The organism is Bacteroides luhongzhouii (genome assembly GCF_009193295.2).
Classification (GTDB): domain Bacteria; phylum Bacteroidota; class Bacteroidia; order Bacteroidales; family Bacteroidaceae; genus Bacteroides; species Bacteroides luhongzhouii.
On record NZ_CP059973.1, the window covers coordinates 5,293,828 to 5,313,544 of the forward strand.

General features: G+C 42.3%; 12 protein-coding genes. 7 read left to right on the forward strand and 5 right to left on the reverse strand.

Annotation, left to right across the window (positions count from 1 at the left end; genetic code table 11):
• Positions 1 to 2: 2 nt before the first annotated feature.
• On the reverse strand, positions 3 to 656 hold the full coding sequence (locus tag GD631_RS20275; RefSeq protein ID WP_004314184.1) for a LysE family translocator: 654 nt from the start codon (positions 654 to 656) through the stop codon (positions 3 to 5).
• 258 nt (positions 657 to 914) lie between these two features.
• Between GD631_RS20275 and purL the strand changes: the two genes are divergently transcribed.
• The 4 genes from purL to GD631_RS20295 all read left to right on the forward strand — a co-directional run bounded on the left by purL (position 915) and on the right by GD631_RS20295 (position 10,124).
• A complete protein-coding gene (purL, locus tag GD631_RS20280; RefSeq protein WP_143259384.1) occupies positions 915 to 4,619 on the forward strand; it encodes a phosphoribosylformylglycinamidine synthase in 3,705 nt (1,234 codons plus the stop codon).
• A gap of 276 nt (positions 4,620 to 4,895) precedes the next feature.
• Positions 4,896 to 8,909, forward strand: a complete 4,014-nt coding sequence (locus GD631_RS20285) for a hybrid sensor histidine kinase/response regulator transcription factor (protein WP_143259383.1) — start codon at positions 4,896 to 4,898, stop codon at positions 8,907 to 8,909.
• Positions 8,906 to 9,448 carry a chromate transporter gene (locus GD631_RS20290; RefSeq protein WP_143259382.1) on the forward strand — a complete coding sequence of 181 codons (543 nt, stop codon included), beginning with the start codon at positions 8,906 to 8,908 and terminating at the stop codon, positions 9,446 to 9,448. The genes GD631_RS20285 and GD631_RS20290 overlap by 4 nt, the downstream gene beginning before the upstream one ends.
• 127 nt (positions 9,449 to 9,575) lie before the next feature.
• Entirely contained in the window at positions 9,576 to 10,124 is a 549-nt protein-coding gene (locus GD631_RS20295) for a chromate transporter (protein ID WP_143259381.1), read from the forward strand.
• A 95-nt stretch (positions 10,125 to 10,219) separates the two neighbouring features.
• Here the strand turns inward: GD631_RS20295 and GD631_RS20300 are convergent, their stop codons facing one another.
• The gene (locus tag GD631_RS20300) at positions 10,220 to 11,806 is read right to left on the reverse strand and encodes a glycoside hydrolase family 10-like protein (RefSeq protein ID WP_185911523.1); all 1,587 of its coding nucleotides are present in this window, start codon (positions 11,804 to 11,806) and stop codon (positions 10,220 to 10,222) included.
• Between the two features lie 16 nt (positions 11,807 to 11,822).
• Between GD631_RS20300 and uvrA the strand changes: the two genes are divergently transcribed.
• From uvrA to GD631_RS20315, 3 genes are all read left to right on the forward strand, one after another.
• Positions 11,823 to 14,594: an excinuclease ABC subunit UvrA gene (uvrA, locus tag GD631_RS20305; protein ID WP_143259380.1), complete on the forward strand. Its 2,772-nt coding sequence runs from the start codon at positions 11,823 to 11,825 to the stop codon at positions 14,592 to 14,594.
• Between the two features lie 332 nt (positions 14,595 to 14,926).
• On the forward strand, positions 14,927 to 16,438 hold the full coding sequence (locus GD631_RS20310) for a sigma-70 family RNA polymerase sigma factor (protein ID WP_143259379.1): 1,512 nt from the start codon (positions 14,927 to 14,929) through the stop codon (positions 16,436 to 16,438).
• 98 nt (positions 16,439 to 16,536) lie between these two features.
• Positions 16,537 to 17,319, forward strand: coding sequence for a class I SAM-dependent methyltransferase (locus tag GD631_RS20315; RefSeq protein ID WP_143259378.1), 783 nt, complete (start codon positions 16,537 to 16,539; stop codon positions 17,317 to 17,319).
• A gap of 154 nt (positions 17,320 to 17,473) precedes the next feature.
• On the opposite strand, the gene GD631_RS20320 is transcribed toward GD631_RS20315, so the two are convergent.
• Genes GD631_RS20320 through GD631_RS20330 form a run of 3 tightly spaced genes read right to left on the reverse strand, consistent with a single transcriptional unit; the run spans position 17,474 to position 19,621 of the window.
• Positions 17,474 to 17,959: an outer membrane beta-barrel protein gene (locus GD631_RS20320; protein WP_004300961.1), complete on the reverse strand. Its 486-nt coding sequence runs from the start codon at positions 17,957 to 17,959 to the stop codon at positions 17,474 to 17,476.
• Between the two features lie 4 nt (positions 17,960 to 17,963).
• Entirely contained in the window at positions 17,964 to 18,194 is a 231-nt protein-coding gene (locus GD631_RS20325; protein ID WP_004300962.1) for a hypothetical protein, read from the reverse strand.
• Positions 18,191 to 19,621, reverse strand: coding sequence for a carbon starvation CstA family protein (locus GD631_RS20330; protein ID WP_143259377.1), 1,431 nt, complete (start codon positions 19,619 to 19,621; stop codon positions 18,191 to 18,193). The genes GD631_RS20325 and GD631_RS20330 overlap by 4 nt, the downstream gene beginning before the upstream one ends.
• Positions 19,622 to 19,717 lie beyond the last annotated feature (96 nt).

Consider the following 19,717-nt stretch of genomic DNA (forward strand, 5'->3'; position numbering starts at 1 on the left):
TCTTAATAAAGTGACTCTCCCAACAAAGTATAAATCAATCCGGCAACAGATACCAGCATTACGATACTTCCTACAACACGATTCAGTATCCAGATACCACGTAAATTGAATTTAGTGCGCACCTTATTCACAAAATAAGTGATACCCAACCACCAAGTCAATGCTCCTATAGCAATTGCAAGATATCCCGTGATCTCTTCAAACACCAGGACTCCCGGCTGCACAAAGGCAAAGCGGGCAAAAAGTCCGATAAACAGGAAGATTATCAAGGGGTTGGATAGAGTGACGAAAAAGGCGGTAATAAAATTATGGAAATAAGAACCTTTACTGGACGAAGCCGGACGAATGGATTGCACCGGATTGCTACGAAAGGTATATATACCAAAAAGGAGTAGCATGACACTCCCCAACAACTGCAGATAGAAAATATTCTTATTAATATAATCGAACACAAAACTCATCCCGTAACCGGTGAGCAAAGCATAGGCTATATCGCTCAACGAGGCTCCCAGCCCCGTTACGAATCCGTACCAACGCCCTTTATTCAGAGTCCTCTGGATGCATAATACGCCCACCGGACCGAGGGGTGCGGACACAACAACGCCAATAATAAAGCCTTTCACTAATATATCGAATATTGTCTCTATCTGAATCATGTCGCAAATATCGCACTTTTTTGTGATATGGGGATAGTATATTAACGTTTTTTCCACACAAGAATCACTATATATAGCGATAATAAGTAAAACGTACATCGAAAATAAACATATTAAATAAGGTATAGGAATTTATTCTCTATTTTTTTCCTACCACCAACGAAATTGATTATCTTTGCGCCACAGAAAAAGAGAAGAGTTTCTCCTGCAGGAACTTCAATCGTAAAATCGTAAATCGTAAAATCGTAAATATACAACATGATTCTTTTTTTCAGAACCCCTTCCAAGAGCGTGATTGCCGTAGAGAGCAACCATCAGCTCACCCCTGACGAAAGTAATAAACTCTGCTGGCTTTTTGGCGAAGCCGTGATGGAAAGTGAAGAAAACCTGAAAGGCTGTTTCGTTGGCCCACGCCGCGAAATGATCACTCCCTGGAGTACAAACGCAGTAGAAATCACCCAAAACATGGGGCTCGAAGGCATCAGCCGCATCGAGGAGTACTTCCCTGTTAAGGACGAAAACGCTGACTACGACCCGATGCTCCAACGCATGTACAAAGGACTCGACCCAAACTTATTCACGACAAACCGTCAGCCGGAACCGATCATCTACATCGAAGATCTCGAAGTGTATAATGAAAAAGAAGGTCTGGCTCTTTCTAAAGAGGAAATGGACTACTTGAAGAAAGTGGAAAATGATCTCGGACGAAAACTGACTGACTCTGAAGTATTCGGCTTCGCACAAATCAACTCCGAACACTGCCGCCACAAAATCTTCGGCGGAACGTTCATCATCGACGGTGTAGAACAGGAATCCTCTCTGTTCCAAATGATTAAAAAGACAACACAGGAAAATCCAAATAAAATCATCTCTGCTTATAAAGATAATGTAGCCTTCGCTGAAGGTCCGGTTGTTGAACAGTTTGCTCCGGCAGATCATTCAAAACCTGATTTCTTCCAGATAAAAGACATCAAGAGCGTTATCTCACTGAAAGCGGAAACACATAACTTCCCGACTACCGTAGAACCGTTCAACGGCGCTTCTACCGGTACTGGTGGTGAAATCCGCGACCGTATGGGTGGTGGTAAAGGTTCATGGCCGATTGCAGGTACTGCTGTCTACATGACTTCTTACCCGCGTACCGATGAAGGACGCGAATGGGAAGAAATTCTTCCGGTACGCAAATGGTTGTACCAGACTCCGGAACAGATTCTTATCAAAGCATCCAACGGTGCTTCCGACTTCGGTAACAAGTTCGGCCAACCGCTGATCTGCGGTTCGGTACTGACTTTCGAACATACGGAAAACAAGGAAGTTTATGGTTACGATAAAGTAATCATGCTTGCCGGCGGTGTGGGTTACGGCACACAACGTGACTGTCTGAAAGGTACACCGGAAGCAGGAAACAAAGTGGTAGTAATCGGTGGTGACAACTATCGTATCGGACTGGGTGGCGGTTCCGTATCTTCTGTAGATACCGGTCGTTACAGCAGTGGTATCGAGTTGAATGCCGTACAACGCGCTAATGCTGAAATGCAAAAACGCGCCAACAATGTGGTACGCGCTCTTTGTGAAGAAGAGGTAAATCCGGTGGTTTCTATCCACGACCACGGCTCTGCCGGACACGTAAACTGTCTGTCCGAACTAGTGGAAGAATGTGGTGGTTTAATCGAGATGAGTAAATTGCCTATCGGTGACAAGACTTTATCGGCAAAAGAAATCATCGCCAACGAGAGCCAGGAACGTATGGGTCTATTGATTAAAGAAGAAGCCATCGAACATGTACGTAAGATTGCCGAACGCGAACGCGCTCCAATGTATGTAGTCGGTGAAACAACCGGCGATCATCGTTTCGCCTTCCAACAGGCTGACGGTGTACGTCCGTTTGATCTTGCCGTAGAGCAGATGTTCGGTTCTTCTCCCAAGACATATATGGTAGACAAAACCGTGGAACGTCATTACGAAATGCCGAAATACGAATTGTCTAAATTACATGAATATCTGACAAATGTATTGCAGCTTGAAGCTGTTGCCTGCAAAGACTGGTTGACAAATAAGGTAGACCGCTCGGTAACAGGTAAAGTGGCACGCCAGCAATGTCAGGGCGAACTTCAGTTGCCGTTGAGTGATTGCGGTGTCGTTGCACTTGATTACCGTGGCGAAAAAGGAATCGCTACTTCTATCGGACATGCTCCGCAAGCAGCATTGGCTGATCCGGCTGCCGGTTCTATCCTTTCCGTATCTGAAGCACTAACCAATCTTGTTTGGGCTCCGATGGCGGAAGGTATGGACAGTATTTCTCTGTCTGCCAACTGGATGTGGCCTTGCCGTTCTCAAGAAGGTGAAGACACCCGTCTGTACACGGCTGTAAAAGCATTGAGCGACTTCTGCTGCGCATTGCAAATCAACGTTCCTACCGGAAAAGACTCTCTGTCTATGACACAGAAGTATCCGAACGGTGAGAAAGTGATTTCTCCGGGAACTGTGATTGTTTCTGCCGGCGGTGAAGTTTCCGACGTGAAGAAAGTGGTATCTCCGGTATTGGTTAACAATGAAAAGACTACGCTTTATCACATTGACTTCAGCTTCGACGAACTGAAATTAGGTGGTTCGGCTTTCGCACAATCTTTGGGTAAAGTGGGTGACGAAGTACCTTGCGTACAGGATGCCGAATATTTCCGTGACGCTTTCCTTGCCGTACAGGAACTTGTAAACAAAGGATTGATCCTTGCAGGACACGATATATCTGCCGGTGGTTTAATCACTACATTGCTCGAAATGTGCTTCTCTAATGTAGAAGGCGGCTTGGAAATCAGCCTCGACAAGATGAAGGAAGAAGATATCGTTAAAATTCTGTTCGCGGAAAACCCAGGTATCGTTATCCAGATCAGCGACAAGCATAAGGATGAAGTGAAGAAGATTTTGGAAGACGCCGGCGTAGGCTATATAAAGCTGGGTAAACCGACTGACGAACGCCACATTTTGGTATCTAAAGACGGTGCTACTTACCAATTCGGTATCGATTATATGCGTGATGTATGGTATTCTTCTTCTTACCTGCTCGACCGCAAACAATCTATGAACGGTTGCGCAAAAGCACGTTTCGAAAACTATAAGATGCAACCTGTTGAATTCGCTTTCATGCCGGAATTCAAAGGTAAGCTTTCTCAATACGGTATCACTCCGGATCGTCGTACCCCAAGCGGTATCCGTGCGGCTATCATCCGTGAGAAGGGTACAAACGGTGAGCGCGAAATGGCGTACTCACTCTATCTGGCAGGTTTCGACGTAAAAGACGTTACGATGACCGACCTCATCAGCGGACGCGAAACACTGGAAGACATAAACATGATTGTTTACTGCGGTGGTTTCTCTAATTCCGATGTTTTGGGTTCTGCCAAAGGATGGGCAGGCGGCTTCCTGTTCAACCCGAAAGCGAAAGAAGCGCTCGACAAGTTCTATGCTCGTGAAGACACACTTTCACTAGGTATCTGTAACGGTTGCCAGTTGATGATGGAACTCGGTCTGATCAACCCTGAACATAAGGAAAAAGGCAAGATGCTACACAATGACTCCCATAAATTCGAGTCTACTTTCGTCGGCCTGACTATCCCAACAAACCGCAGTGTGATGTTCGGTTCACTAAGCGGAAGTAAACTGGGTATCTGGGTAGCACACGGAGAAGGTAAATTCTCACTGCCATACGATGAAGACAAATACAATGTAGTGGCGAAATACAGCTACGATGAGTACCCGGGCAACCCGAACGGTTCAGACTACTCCATCGCAGGACTTGCCAGTGCAGACGGACGTCATTTGGCGATGATGCCCCACTTGGAACGTGCCATCTTCCCATGGCAAAACGGTTGTTATCCGGCAGACCGCAAGAACAGCGATCAGGTTACTCCATGGATAGAAGCGTTTGTCAACGCTCGCAAATGGGTGGAAGCTAAAATGAAATAAATCATTCCTATATTTACAGAGGCTGGTACTTTTTAAAGTGCCAGCCTCTTGTTTTACGTAACTTTTCGCTCTACCGAAAGTCCCTTTATAGATACCAAAACACCGAAAACAAACAGTATGTATAAATACCTATAAAATAGTCTGTTTTCTTGTTTTCTTTCATTTGGAGAACGCTGTTATCTTTCTTCAAAATTTTGTAATATCGGAAAATCTTCTTAATTTTGTCAAACTTTCCCCCTCATTAAAGATTCAATAACCCTTAAAAGTCCTATTTGTATGAAAAAATGGCTTTTTCTAATCTTATTGTTTCCTCTAACTTGTGTCGCGCAGACGTATCGATATCTTGGAGTGGAGGATGGGTTAAGTAACCGGCGGGTTTACTGCATTCAAAAAGATAAAACCGGCTACATGTGGTTCCTTACACACGAAGGTATTGATCGATACAACGGAAAAGATTTTAAACGATATAAGTTAATGGATGGTGATGTAGAAATAAACTCTCTGTTAAATCTGAACTGGCTTTATATCGATCAGGAAGGAGTTTTATGGGAAATCGGAAAGAAAGGAAAAGTGTTCCGGTATGACCAGATTCACGACTGTTTCAATCTTGTATATAAGTTACCGATGGAAAGCTTCAGTGAGCAACCGGATCCGGTCACTTATGCCTGGCTTGACGAGAGTAAACACATCTGGCTGTGCAATAAGGATACAATCTTTCTCTATAACACAGAAACCCAACAGGTCACCCATATAAAGAACGATATCAGTGAAGAAATCACTGATATTGAACAGATAGACGAGTCGCATTTCTTTATCGGCACAGAGATGGGTATTCATTACGCCAAGCTGGAAAATAACGCATTGGAACTTATCAATTGTGATAAGCTGGAGAGCCTGAAAGCCCAGGTTATCGATCTATATTTCGACAAAAAGATTCGTAAACTATTCATCGGCACTTTTCTACGGGGAATCATGATTTACGATATGAATACCAAATCTGTCATACGCCCGGAACAGAATTTGAAAGATATCAGTATCACACGATTCAGACCATTAAATGATAAGGAATTACTGATAGCAACCGACGGTGGAGGAGTACACAAAATAAATGTGGACACTTATCAGATAGTACCCGAAATTGTGGCTGATTATAACAGTAACAATGGTATGAATGGTAACAGCATCAATGACATCTTTGTAGATGATGAAGAACGGGTATGGCTGGCTAATTATCCCATCGGAATCACCATACAAAACAACCGTTATACCGGCTACAAATGGATCAAACACTCCATCGGCAATAAACAGTCTTTAATCAACGATCAGGTGAACGCCATTATCGAAGACAGAGACGGAGATTTATGGTTCGCAACAAACAATGGCATCAGTTTCCTCAATTCAAAAACCGGCCAATGGCGTTCGGTGCTTAGTACTTTTGAAGAGTCGCAAGGTAATAAAAGCCATATCTTTCTTACCGTATGCGAAGTAGCTCCCGGAATTATCTGGGCAGGCGGGTACTCTTCCGGTGCTCACCAGATAGATAAAAAGACGTTCAACGTCAGCTATTTCATGCCGCCCTTGTACACTCATAGTAACAAGCGACCGGATAAATACATACGTGATATCCGTACAGATATGCAGGGTTATATCTGGTCCGGAGGTTTCTATAACCTCAAACGCATCAATCTAAAAACGCAGGACATACGGTTTTATGATGGATTAAATTCCATTACCGCCATCGTTGAGAAAGATGAAAAAAGCATGTGGATCGGTAGTGCGGCCGGTCTGTGCCTTTTAGATAAAGAATCCGGGAAATTTGAACGTATCAAACTTCCGGTAGAGTCGAACTATATCTACTCTTTGTATCAGGCAAAAAACGGATTATTATATATAGGTACCAGCGGATCGGGACTATTGATTTACGATGTCAACAAAAAACTGTTCACTCATTACCACTCTGAAAACAGTGCTTTAATATCCAATAATATCTACACTATATTATCGGATGCGGACAAAGACATTATAATGAGTACAGAAAGCGGACTGACAAGCTTCTATCCTGAAGAAAAGAAATTTCATAACTGGACCAAAGACATGGGATTGATGACTACACATTTCAATGCGTTGTCAGGCACACTGCGAAAAAACAATAAATTCATTTTAGGCAGTTCAGACGGAGCCGTAGAGTTTGACAAGGACATGAAATTACCCAGAAGCTATACCTCTAAAATGATTTTCAGCGATTTCAAGCTTTTCTATCAGACAATCTATCCGGGTGATGAAGATTCTCCGTTAAAAGCAAGCATCAATGAAACAAAGGAACTGAGGTTGAAATACAATCAGAATATTTTCTCTTTGCAGGTTTCTTCCATCAATTATGACTACCCCTCCAACGTTCTTTATTCCTGGAGATTAGAAGGTTTTTATGACGAATGGAGCAAACCCGGAACCGAGAATACGATTCGTTACACCAATCTTGCGCCGGGCAAATATACGCTAAGAGTGCGTGCCATCTCCAATGAAGACAAACGCATCATGCTTGAAGAAAGAAGCATGGACATTGTCATAGCACAACCTTTCTGGCTGACATTTTGGGCTATGCTGCTTTATGCGGCTTTCCTTTGTCTCATTGCCATCATTCTATTGCGTATCCTGATTTTAAGAAAGCAGCGCAAAGTCTCCGATGAGAAAATACACTTCTTTATCAATACGGCACATGATATCCGTACCCCATTGACGCTTATCAAAGCACCTTTGGAAGAACTACGCGAGAAAGAGGAGTTGAGCAAAGAAGGTATTTCCAACATGAATACGGCATTACGAAACGTAAATGCCTTGCTACGTCTTACCACCAATCTTATCAACTTTGAAAGAGCGGACGTATATTCTTCCGAATTATATATTTCAGAGCATGAGCTAAACACGTTTATGAATGAAATATTCAATGCGTTCCTGCAGTACGCCAACATCAAGCACATCAACTTTACTTATGAAAGTAATTTCAGGTATATGAATGTATGGTTTGATAAAGAAAAGATGGAATCTATCTTTAAGAACATCATTTCGAACGCACTGAAATATACTCCGGAAAATGGAAATGTACAGATTTTCGTTTCAGAAACATCTGACTCATGGAGCGTGGAAGTCAGAGACACAGGAATCGGCATCCCGGCCAACGAACAAAAGAAATTGTTCAAACTTCATTTCCGTGGCAGTAATGCTATTAATTCCAAAGTGACAGGAAGTGGCATCGGGCTGATGCTTGTATGGAAACTAGTCCGCCTGCATAAAGGAAAGATTAATCTGTCAAGTATTGAAAACCAGGGATCAGTCATCAAAATAACGTTCCCTAAAGACAGCAAGCGCTTCCGGAAAGCACATTTGGCAACTCCTAGCAAACAGCGTCAGGAAATAAAGGCTATCGACAACGTTCCGCCTCCATCACCTGAAATTTACGAGAACGCACAGAAAAAAGAAAATATAAACCATCGTCGAATCTTGATTGTAGAGGATAATGATGAGTTGCGTAACTATCTGTCACAGACATTGTCAGAAGAATATGTCGTACAGGTATGCTCCAATGGAAAAGAAGCACTGACGATTATTCCCGAATACAAACCGGAACTGGTCATTTCAGACATTATGATGCCGGAAATGCGAGGGGATGAATTATGTCAGGCTATCAAGAATAATATCGAGACTTCTCACATCCCTGTCATCCTGCTGACAGCTTTGAATAATGAGAAAGATATTCTTTCGGGACTTCAGATTGGTGCGGATGAATACGTTGTGAAACCGTTCAACATCGGTATATTGAAAGCAAACGTTTCCAATCTGCTGGCCAATCGTGCACTCTTGCGCAGTAAATACGCCAATCTGGATCTGGATGATGAGGAGCATGATGAAGACTGCATCAACTGTTCACAGGATATTGATTGGAAATTCATTGCAAACGTCAAAAAGAACGTGGAAGATAACATTGACAATCCGGCTCTCACGGTAGATGTATTATGCAGCCTGATGGGAATGAGCCGCACGAGTTTCTATAATAAATTAAGGGCATTGACCGATCAGGCGCCGGGAGATTATATCCGGCTGATTCGTCTGAAACGTGCCGTACAATTACTAAAAGAAGACACACATACCATAACAGAAATTGCAGAAATGACAGGATTCAGTGATGCCAAGTACTTCCGCGAAGTATTTAAAAAGCATTATAATGTAAGTCCCAGTCAATATGGCAAAGAGAAAAAAGCAGTTAGTAAGGAAGGAGGAGAAAAGAAAGAATGAACATTTATCTAGAAGCATTTGGAATCTTTTTTAAAATAGGCGCCTTTACCATTGGAGGAGGGTATGCAATGGTGCCACTGATTGAAAATGAAATTGTCACCAAACGGAAATGGATTGCGCAGGAAGATTTTATCGATCTGCTGGCTATCTCCCAATCCGCTCCGGGAATTTTGGCAGTCAATATTTCTATCTTTATAGGATATAAACTGCGTGGAATCCGGGGAAGTATTATCACGGCATTGGGAACAATCTTGCCGTCTTTCATTATTATATTAGCTATCGCCCTGTTCTTTCATAGTTTCAAAGACAATCCGATAGTGGAACGCATCTTTAAGGGAATCCGACCGGCAGTGGTAGCACTCATTGCCGCACCGACCTTTACCATGGGACGATCTGCGAAAATCAACCGCTACAATCTGTGGATTCCGGTTGTTTCGGCATTATTAATCTGGCTGTTGGGCTTCTCCCCTATCTGGATTATTATTGCTGCCGGTATAGGAGGTTTCCTGTGGGGAAAGATTAAAAAAGTTGAAAGTTGAGAATGGAGAGCTGAGAAGGCACGGATTACACGGATTAACGCTGTTGTTTTACAGATTCATAATTCTAAAAGCCGTGAAATCCGCGTAATCCGTGCCTGAAATTATTATATAATAAATTATTAATCACATGATTTACCTACAGTTATTCTATACATTTTTCAAGATCGGGCTTTTCGGCTTCGGTGGCGGTTATGCCATGCTTTCCATGATTCAAGGCGAAGTGGTGACCCGCTATGGATGGGTGAGTTCGCAGGAGTTCACGGATATTGTCGCAATCAGCCAGATGACACCGGGCCCTATCGGTATCAACGCAGCTACTTATGTAGGATTTACTTCTACGGGTAGCGTATGGGGTTCCATCATTGCTACCTTTGCCGTAGTCCTTCCCTCTTTCATCTTGATGTTGACCATCAGTAAATTCTTCCTGAAATACCAGAAACATCCGATAGTAGAATCTATATTTAGCGGATTACGCCCGGCAGTAGTCGGATTGCTCGCCTCCGCCGCGTTGGTACTAATGAATGTAGAAAACTTCGGTTCACCTACGGAAGATACTTACTCATTCGTTATCAGTATCATTATCTTCCTGATTGCTTTCATCGGAACAAGAAAATATAAAGCCAATCCGATATTAATGATTATCGCTTGCGGCATTGCGGGATTGCTGCTCTATTAATAGCAAGCGGCTGAACAGTAAACAAAAAACGGTGAACAAACTGCGTTATCATGCTGCAGAGTGTTCACCGTTTTATCGTTGTTTATTCTATACCTTTACAGTTTCAACTTCTTACTTACGGATTTCGATTCATTATGTAAACGATCTAAAGCAGTCACTACATAACGGTATTTTGTTTTTCCTGTTTCATAAGGAAGTTTGTAGAACGGATTGCGAGTGATAGCTACAATATGTGAAGGATCGTCCAAATTCACCTTCTCTTTGCTGCCAAAGCGATAGACTACATATCGAACAGCCTTATCCATCTCCGTATCGGCTTTCGGAGCAGTCCAGAACAGAATATAGCCGTCTTCTGTCCATACCTTTTTCATTTTGCGCACCTTGTCCGGAGCTTTATCATCCATAAAATCAAAGACTGGAACCAAAGCCGGATACTTATGATATTCACTGATTAAAGCATCACGATATCTACCCTGATTCTCAACAACAGCTGCCGCATACCATTGGCAACTACCTCCGATTGTCTGATAAGCACGTTGCAAAGCCATCTTACGGGGAAGCTGATTGATAGAAGGATTCTGCGGATCGGCAAACTGAACAGTCTTCGGCACAGATTGACCGATAAACAACGGCCGGTTTTCCGAATGAGTAGCCCACCATTTCACCAATGTCTCATAGTCAGCCGCTTTATGACCAATTTCCCAATAAACCTGCGGAATATTATAATCAATCCATCCTTCACGTGCCCAAAGCAGTACATCGGCATAAAGATCATCATAGTTTTGCAAGCCATTGGTATTGCTTCCCAACGGGTCACTCTTCTGGTTACGATAGATACCAAACGGACTGATACCGAACTTCACCCAAGGCTTGATGCCACGAATCGTTTCGTGAAGCTTCTTTATCAACACATTCACATTACTACGACGCCAATCTGCCTTATTCGTGAAACCTCCACCATAACGGGCAAAGCTCGCATTATCCGGGAAATCCAATCCATTAACCGGATAAGGATAGAAATAGTCATCCATATGGATAGCGTCCACATCATAACGAGACACGATATCAGTCACAATTTTACAGATGTACTCCCGACTTTCAGGAAGTGCCGGGTCGAAGTATAGCTGATCGCCATAAGTAACAAACCATTCCGGATGCTGGTGATAAATATGCTCCGGCGCCAACTTGTTTTTTAATGAAGTCTTCACACGATAAGGATTGATCCAGGCATGAAACTCCATATTCCGTTTCTGACATTCTTCAATCATAAACTGCATCGGATCCCACATAGGAGAAGGCATCTGTCCTTGTGTTCCTGTCAGGAAACGGCTCCACGGTTCATATTGGGAAGCGTATAATGCATCCGCTTCAGGGCGCACCTGAAAAATGATCGCATTAATACCGGCTTCCTGAAGAGAATTCAACTGGCTAATCAATGTTTGCTTCAATCGCTCTGTGGGAATACCACGAAACTGGCCGTTGACAGCCTGTATCCATGCTCCACGGAATTCACGTTTAGGATATTTATTGCCTGACGGCACCTGCGCCCTCACTCCTGCCACCAGAAGAAGGGCTAAAAGTAAAAGATAGTTTTTCAGCTTCATAATATTCTTAAATCGTAATAATGTGACGCAAAGATAATACAAACTCCCGATAAATTCGCTAACTTTGCCGACTACCATAAAAAAGGAGTATTTTATGTCAGAAAACAACTATATTTCGATCAAAGGCGCACGAGTCAACAACCTAAAAAACATCGATGTAGATATTCCCCGCAACAAACTTGTTGTTATCACCGGATTGTCGGGTTCGGGAAAATCATCACTTGCTTTTGATACCCTTTATGCAGAAGGACAACGCCGCTACGTAGAAAGTTTAAGCAGCTACGCGCGTCAGTTCTTGGGGAGAATGAGCAAACCGGAATGTGACTTTATCAAAGGGATTCCTCCCGCCATTGCCATCGAACAAAAAGTAAACAGCCGTAATCCCCGTTCCACTGTGGGCACCTCGACTGAAATTTACGAATATCTACGCCTGTTATATTCACGGGTGGGGAAAACGTATAGTCCCATCAGCGGGCAGGAAGTGAAGAAGCACTCCACAGAAGACATCGTCAACTGTATGCTTTCCTATCCGGAAGGCACAAGATATACGGTACTGACGCCTATCCGCCTGCGTGAAGACCGCACATTGCAACAGCAACTGGAGATAGACCTGAAACAAGGATTCAACCGTATCGAAGTGAACGGTGAAATGAAACGAATCGATGAATATACACCTGTGGCAGGTGATGAAGTCTATCTGCTGGTTGACCGTATGGCGGTTGCCACCAGCAAGGACGCCATCAGCCGACTGACTGATTCTGCCGAAACAGCCATGTACGAAGGCGACGGAACCTGTATGCTGCGCTTTTTCCTATCGGATGGCACCACAAAACTACATACTTTCAGCACTAAATTCGAAGCGGACGGCATCATCTTTGAAGAACCGAACGACCAGATGTTTTCATTCAACTCGCCTATTGGCGCTTGTCCGGTGTGCGAAGGATTCGGCAAAGTTATCGGCATTGACGAGCACTTAGTCGTTCCGGATCGTTCATTATCGGTATATGAAGGAGCCATCGTATGCTGGCGTGGAGAAAAGATGGGTGAATGGAAAGAAGAACTGATCCACAATGCGGATAAATTCGATTTTCCTATTTTCACTCCTTATTATGAGTTGACGGATGCACAGCGCCGGTTACTTTGGGAAGGCAACCAATACTTCCACGGCATCAATGATTTCTTCAAGATGCTGGAAGAGAATCAATATAAGATACAATATCGGGTAATGCTGGCACGTTACCGGGGGAAGACGCTTTGCCCGAAATGCCACGGCACCCGCCTGAAACCGGAAGCCGGATATGTACGGGTGGGCGGAAAGAATATTTCCGAACTGGTGGATTTGCCTATCACAGAACTGAAGCAATTCTTCGATCATCTGGAACTGGATGAGCACGACAGCAATGTGTCCCGACGTATTCTGATTGAAATAAACAGCCGGATTCGCTTTTTAATCGATGTAGGTTTGGGCTATCTGACTTTGAACCGGCTTAGTAATTCCTTATCGGGTGGAGAAAGCCAGCGTATCAATCTGGCAACTTCATTGGGAAGTAGCCTTGTGGGTAGTCTTTATATTCTCGATGAGCCAAGTATCGGACTGCATAGCCGTGATACAGACCGCCTGCTCCATGTGTTGCGTCAACTGCAACAATTAGGAAATACGGTAGTGGTGGTAGAGCACGATGAAGAGATTATCCGTGCGGCGGATTACATTATCGACATAGGTCCCAATGCCGGACGCCTGGGCGGAGAAGTCGTTTACCAAGGCGATCTGAAGGATTTGAAGAAGGGAAGCAATAGTTATACGGTACGTTATCTTTTAGGAGAAGATGAAATACCCGTTCCGGAGCATCGCCGGCCGTGGAATAACTATATCGAACTGAAAGGTGCACGTGAGAATAATCTGAAAGGAGTAAACGTACGTATCCCGCTCAATGTAATGACAGTTGTTACGGGTGTTTCCGGTTCCGGAAAAAGTACATTGGTGAGAGATATTTTCTTCCGGGCATTGAAGCGTGAATTAGACGAATGTAGCGACCGACCGGGAGAATTCTCTTCAATCGGAGGAAGTTTGCGTGACCTGCGGAATGTAGAATTTGTAGATCAGAACCCGATTGGCAAATCATCGCGCTCAAATCCGGTGACTTACATCAAGGCTTACGACGAAATCCGCAAACTATGGTCCGAACAGCCTTTGGCGAAGCAAATGGGATATACCCCCGGATTCTTCAGTTTCAATAGTGAAGGCGGACGTTGCGAAGAGTGTAAAGGAGAAGGAACCATCACTGTAGAAATGCAGTTTATGGCAGATTTGGTATTGGAGTGTGAATCTTGTCACGGAAAACGCTTCAAATCCGACACGCTGGAAGTGAAATTCAACGATAAAAGCATCTACGATGTATTGGAGATGACCGTCAACCAAGCGATTGAGTTCTTCAACGAACATGGACAGAAGAAAATTGTGAAAAAGTTGCTTCCTTTGCAGGACGTAGGACTGGGATATATCAAATTAGGACAGGCTTCTTCTACCCTTTCCGGTGGTGAGAACCAACGTGTCAAACTCGCATTTTATTTAAGTCAGGAGAAAGCCGACCCGACGATGTTTATCTTTGACGAGCCGACTACAGGATTGCACTTCCATGATATCCGCAAACTTCTGGATGCTTTCGACGCGTTGATTCGCCGGGGACACAGCATCGTTATCATCGAGCATAACATGGACGTCATCAAATGTGCTGATTATGTAATCGACCTCGGACCGGAAGGTGGAGATAAAGGTGGAAATATCGTAGCAGTGGGTACTCCGGAAGAAGTTGCCGCCTGCGGAGCAAGCTATACAGGGCAGTTTCTGAAAGAAAAACTAGGATAGGAACAATTCATTTTCTTTGATTCTTTATATCTTATCTCGCCCCACATATGCAAGGCATTTGTACCCTCTACCTTTAGGAGGAGTGTTCAAAGCCTTGCACTTTACTTCCTTTATCCCAATTACGCCTTTTACTTCTTGATATAAATAACAAGCCTAACACACAAACAACCAATCCATTAATGATTCTTAAACTGACTACATTTTGATAGGCTTCAGCTTCCCCTTACACAAAAGACAAAGAATAGAAATGTTAAAATCACAAAAGATATGCAGTCTTTGGGAGTTCTATATATCATATCTAAAATAGACTGTCGTATAGAACATAAAAACACATGAACCAAAAGGAACTTATAGAGTTATGTAAAAAAGGAGATAAGTCAGCTCTAAGCTGGCTCTACCAAACCTATGCCGATAAAATGACAAGAATATGCTTTCATTATGTTTCTGACAGACAAATAGCACAAGACCTCCTACATGATGGCTTCATTATCATCTTCACCTCTATAGACACCCTACATTCTCCTGATAAATTAGAATATTGGATGGGAACCATTATGAAAAACATATCTTTAAGATATTTGAAACAGTGCAGTTCAAAGTCCACAATCTCTTTAGAAGAAATGAGTGAAGATGAAGTCCCCATTGACACTTTTCCCTCTAATGATTTTCCAGCTTACAAGACAATGATCAGAATGATAGAATCGCTCCCTGAAGGCTATAACAAAGTTTTCAAATTGGCTGTATTAGAAGGATTGTCTCACAAAGAAATTGGTTCATTATTAAATATAGCTCCTCATTCTTCCTCATCGCAATTATCAAGAGCGAAAGATATATTACGGAGACTCATCTCCCAACACCGTATTATGATTGGATTATTTATATTGTCATCTATCATTTTTATACAAATATGGCTATATACATCTAAGAAAGCTATTACTACAGAACAAAACATTGTGACTACACAGAAAGAGAAAAAACAAAATGCTAAAAGCATATTATCAAAAGATTCTATAAAAACTATTTTAAATCATGTCCCCACTACTCCTCGGTATACAGATTTACAATCTATAAGAAAGATATCCAAACAAGAGGTTATTTTACAAGGCAGCGTTCCAGAAGGAAACGACAGCATTCAATTGTCTAATCATCAGATCATAGAGAATCAAGATACAAAAAAGCGGAAAGAATTTTACAACACCTATACTTCAAAGCAACTTTCCAACAATAAAAAAAACTGGTCGTTGGCTGTTTCTTATTCAGGAGGAGAAAAACAAGTCAACTCTCACAAATCAAGAATCCCCGGTGATATTTCATCCGAATCCCCCAAAGAAGTAGTGGAGAAATCATATCATCACATCCCTGTTACACTATCACTTTCGTTGCGTAAAAACATAAATGAGAACTGGGGTATAGAAACCGGAGTACAATATACATACCTACGTTCTGACTTCACGACCATCAGCGATTCTTATTTAGAGAAAATACAGAAAATCAGTTATATAGGAATCCCAATCAAAGGCTCTTTCAATATATGGAAACAACGAAGATTCTCTCTATACACTTCCGCTGGAATGACTTTGGATATACCTGTAAAAGCAACTTCAGAAGAATTCACGTCAGAAAATGGGCAAATTATATCTGAAAAGAAGAGTAGCTTATATCCACATTTACAGTGGTCAGCGGATTTTGGTATAGGCATCCAGTATCATATAACACCCTCTATCGGAATCTATGCAGAACCGAATTTACGATACTACTTCAACAATGAGAATAAGCTGAATACAATTAGGACAACAAAGCCATTCAATATGACATTGCCTATAGGTATTCGCCTATCTTGGTAAAAAAACAAAGATTATCATGCAGTCTTTCAGAGAATAGTTTATCATCATTATAGAAAGTAATTTTAATTGTGTTACTCTTTATATATGAAACTATTATTATGCAAGAACGTCATGAGAACCGGAATATCTATTTCAAAGAATTGTCCATAACAAGCAGGAATTATTTTATCCCATATATCCAATGTTGGCATGCAATAGAAGCAAGAATGAATGTATTGGAAATTGGTTGTGGTGATGGAGGTAATTTGCTTCCTTTCTCGGAAATGGGATGCAATATTATAGGGGTTGATATGGCTAAAAGCCGTATTAAAGATGCAAAAAACTTTTTTAATGTACACCATGCAGAAGGTGAATTTATAGCATCAGATATATTTAAGCTAAAGGAATTGGAGCAGAATTTTGATATTATTATCTGCCATGATGTATTTGAGCATATCACAGAAAAAGAACAATTCTTATCTAATTTGAGTAAATATCTGAAGCCACAAGGCATTGTTTTTATGTCATTCCCAGCATGGCAAATGCCATTTGGAGGTCACCAACAAATATGTAGAAACCGTATCTTGTCCTATCTGCCTTTTATTCATTTATTCCCTGTTTCTATATACCGATCAATTCTAAAAGCCTTCAGAGTAGACACTGATTGTATCAAAGAGCTGCTTTCCATAAAAAAGACAGGCGTATCAATAGAATTATTCGAAAGATTAGTTCAAAAGACAAATCTAATAATACAAAACAGGCAACTATGGTTCATTAATCCCCATTATAAAATAAAATTCGGGCTATCCCCACGTCAACTGAATCAGATGATTTCTGGAATACCTTATTTGAGAAACTTTGCAAGTACAAGCTGTTTCTACATCTTAAAAGAAAAAGACTAAACGAATAAGACTAAACAAGACATCAAGAGGCTGAATGTGTCAAAACTCTTATAAACAAAAAGTCACCCTCGCTACAATTATCTGCGACGAGGGTGACCCCATAGAAAGGGGAGTTTTGACACAAGCCCCAATATATAAAATATCGATTATACTACTATAAGTAGAAACCGAATCCAATCTTCACACCGAAACGTGACATATCTCCATCATTGAAACGCCATTTATAATAAACGGCAGGTTCAATGGTTACCGTACGCGAAAGGAAGTAAGCGTATCCGGCTTCGATGCCCAGTCCCCAGTCTGTCTGATGTTTTCCACCACTCCAACGGAAGCGGTTCCAGTCGAGTCCGCCACCCAGATAAATACCGGTTTTATTGAAGTAGAAACGTACTCCGGTACCTAGTGTATATTCGTCTACCGGTTTCGACCAGTCGGCTCCGGCATTTACCATCAAGGCAATACCTTCGGCAAAGAATGTACCGACCTGTGCACCAACTCCAAATTTTGCTTTATCATTTTTACTATACGAAAAGTCCAACCCCGACAATGAAGGATTAATAATCGTAGTTCCTTTCTCAAATTGCGCCTGTGCAGTGAAAGAGACTGCCAATAAGCAAAGAGCCAAAGCTAATTTCTTCATAAACTTACTTTTTTAAGTGAATAGATTGTTCGTCTTTTTTGCGGCGTTCACGCATTTGTTCCTTTTTCCGAAGCACCAGCCAAAGAAGAAGGACGATGACATAAGAAACTGCCACCGTAATTATTTTCTCTGTCAGGCTGACTTCCGTATTACGAGGCAACAAATAAGCCGCTGTTACGGATACATAAATAAGGAATGCAAGCGCAACCCCTGTTGATTTTCTTATTTTCTTCATTCTGATAATTTTCTTGTTTTTTGCTTATTTATCCAGATATAGAACCAAACTGCCGCAACTACTACGCACACTATACCAATGCCATAGGAAACTGCATGCGAAAGTCCCAATCCTTCAGGAGCAATACATATATAAGTAGAACATACACATGTCATAAACAGTGCCGGTATCAAAGTGATGATATAAGGTTTCTTGGATACCGCCAGAAAAACCGTTATAGCCCACAAGGTAAACACAGCCAATGTCTGATTTGCCCAGGCAAAATAACGCCATATCATATTAAATCCGTTTGCGTCACGCAAGCTATACAAAAGCAGACCGATAGCAATTACGAACATCGGAATGCAAATGTACAAACGACGACGCATACTTTTTTGCTCCATCCCCAAGAAGTCCGCCACAATCAGACGGGCGGAACGGAAGGCCGTATCTCCCGAAGTAATCGGAGCGGCAATGACTCCCAAAATAGCAAGTACTCCGCCGATTGCCCCCAACCATTCTTTTGTAATGGCATCAACAATAACAGAAGCATTGCTTTCTTCCATTCCGTTCTCATGGAAAAAATAAGTAGCGGCAGCTGCCCAAATAAGAGCAACAATGCCCTCGGTAATCATTGCACCGTAAAACACCGGACGTCCATGCCGTTCCGAGGTCATACAACGTGCCATCAATGGGCTTTGCGTAGCATGGAAACCAGAAATGGCACCACAAGCAATACTCACAAACATTATCGGGAAGATAGGAAGTTCGCTCGCTTCCGGGTTAGTATTTTGCAATCCGTCCCATAACTCCGGCAAAGCCGGATGGTTAACGTAAAGCATCACCAAAATGCCTACTGCCATAAACAACAAGGCAACCGCAAACAACGGGTAGATTTTACCAATTATTTTATCAACAGGCAGCAAAGTAGCCAAAATATAATATGCAAATACAACGATAATCCAAAACGTAGCATCCAAACTTTCCGGAGTGAGTTTTGCCAACAGTCCGGCAGGCCCCGCAACGAAAACCGATCCCACCAGAATCATTAAAATGACAGTGAATCCTCTCATCACTTGCTTGGTAGTCAGTCCCAAATAACGGCCTATTATTTCCGGCAGGCTTTCACCTCCATTACGCAAAGAAAGCATTCCGGCAAAATAATCATGCACTGCACCCGCAAAAATACTTCCCAGCACAATCCACAAGTATGAAGAGCTGCCAAATTTCGCTCCCATAATTGCTCCGAAAATAGGACCTAATCCGGCAATATTAAGAAATTGAATCATGAAAATCTTCCAGGTGGGCAATGGAATATAGTCCACTCCATCCGCCTTGGTAAGAGCCGGTGTTTTACGGTCATCGGGACCAAAGACGCGTTCCATCAGGCGTCCGTACGTAAAATAGCCTACTATCAGCGTCAGCAGGCATAGAGTAAATGTAATCATAGCGTGTCGTTTTTTAACTTGGCAAATGTAACATAATCTCACGAAACAGCCCAACAATACCGACACTTTTACTAACTTTGCAGGGATTTAAAACAA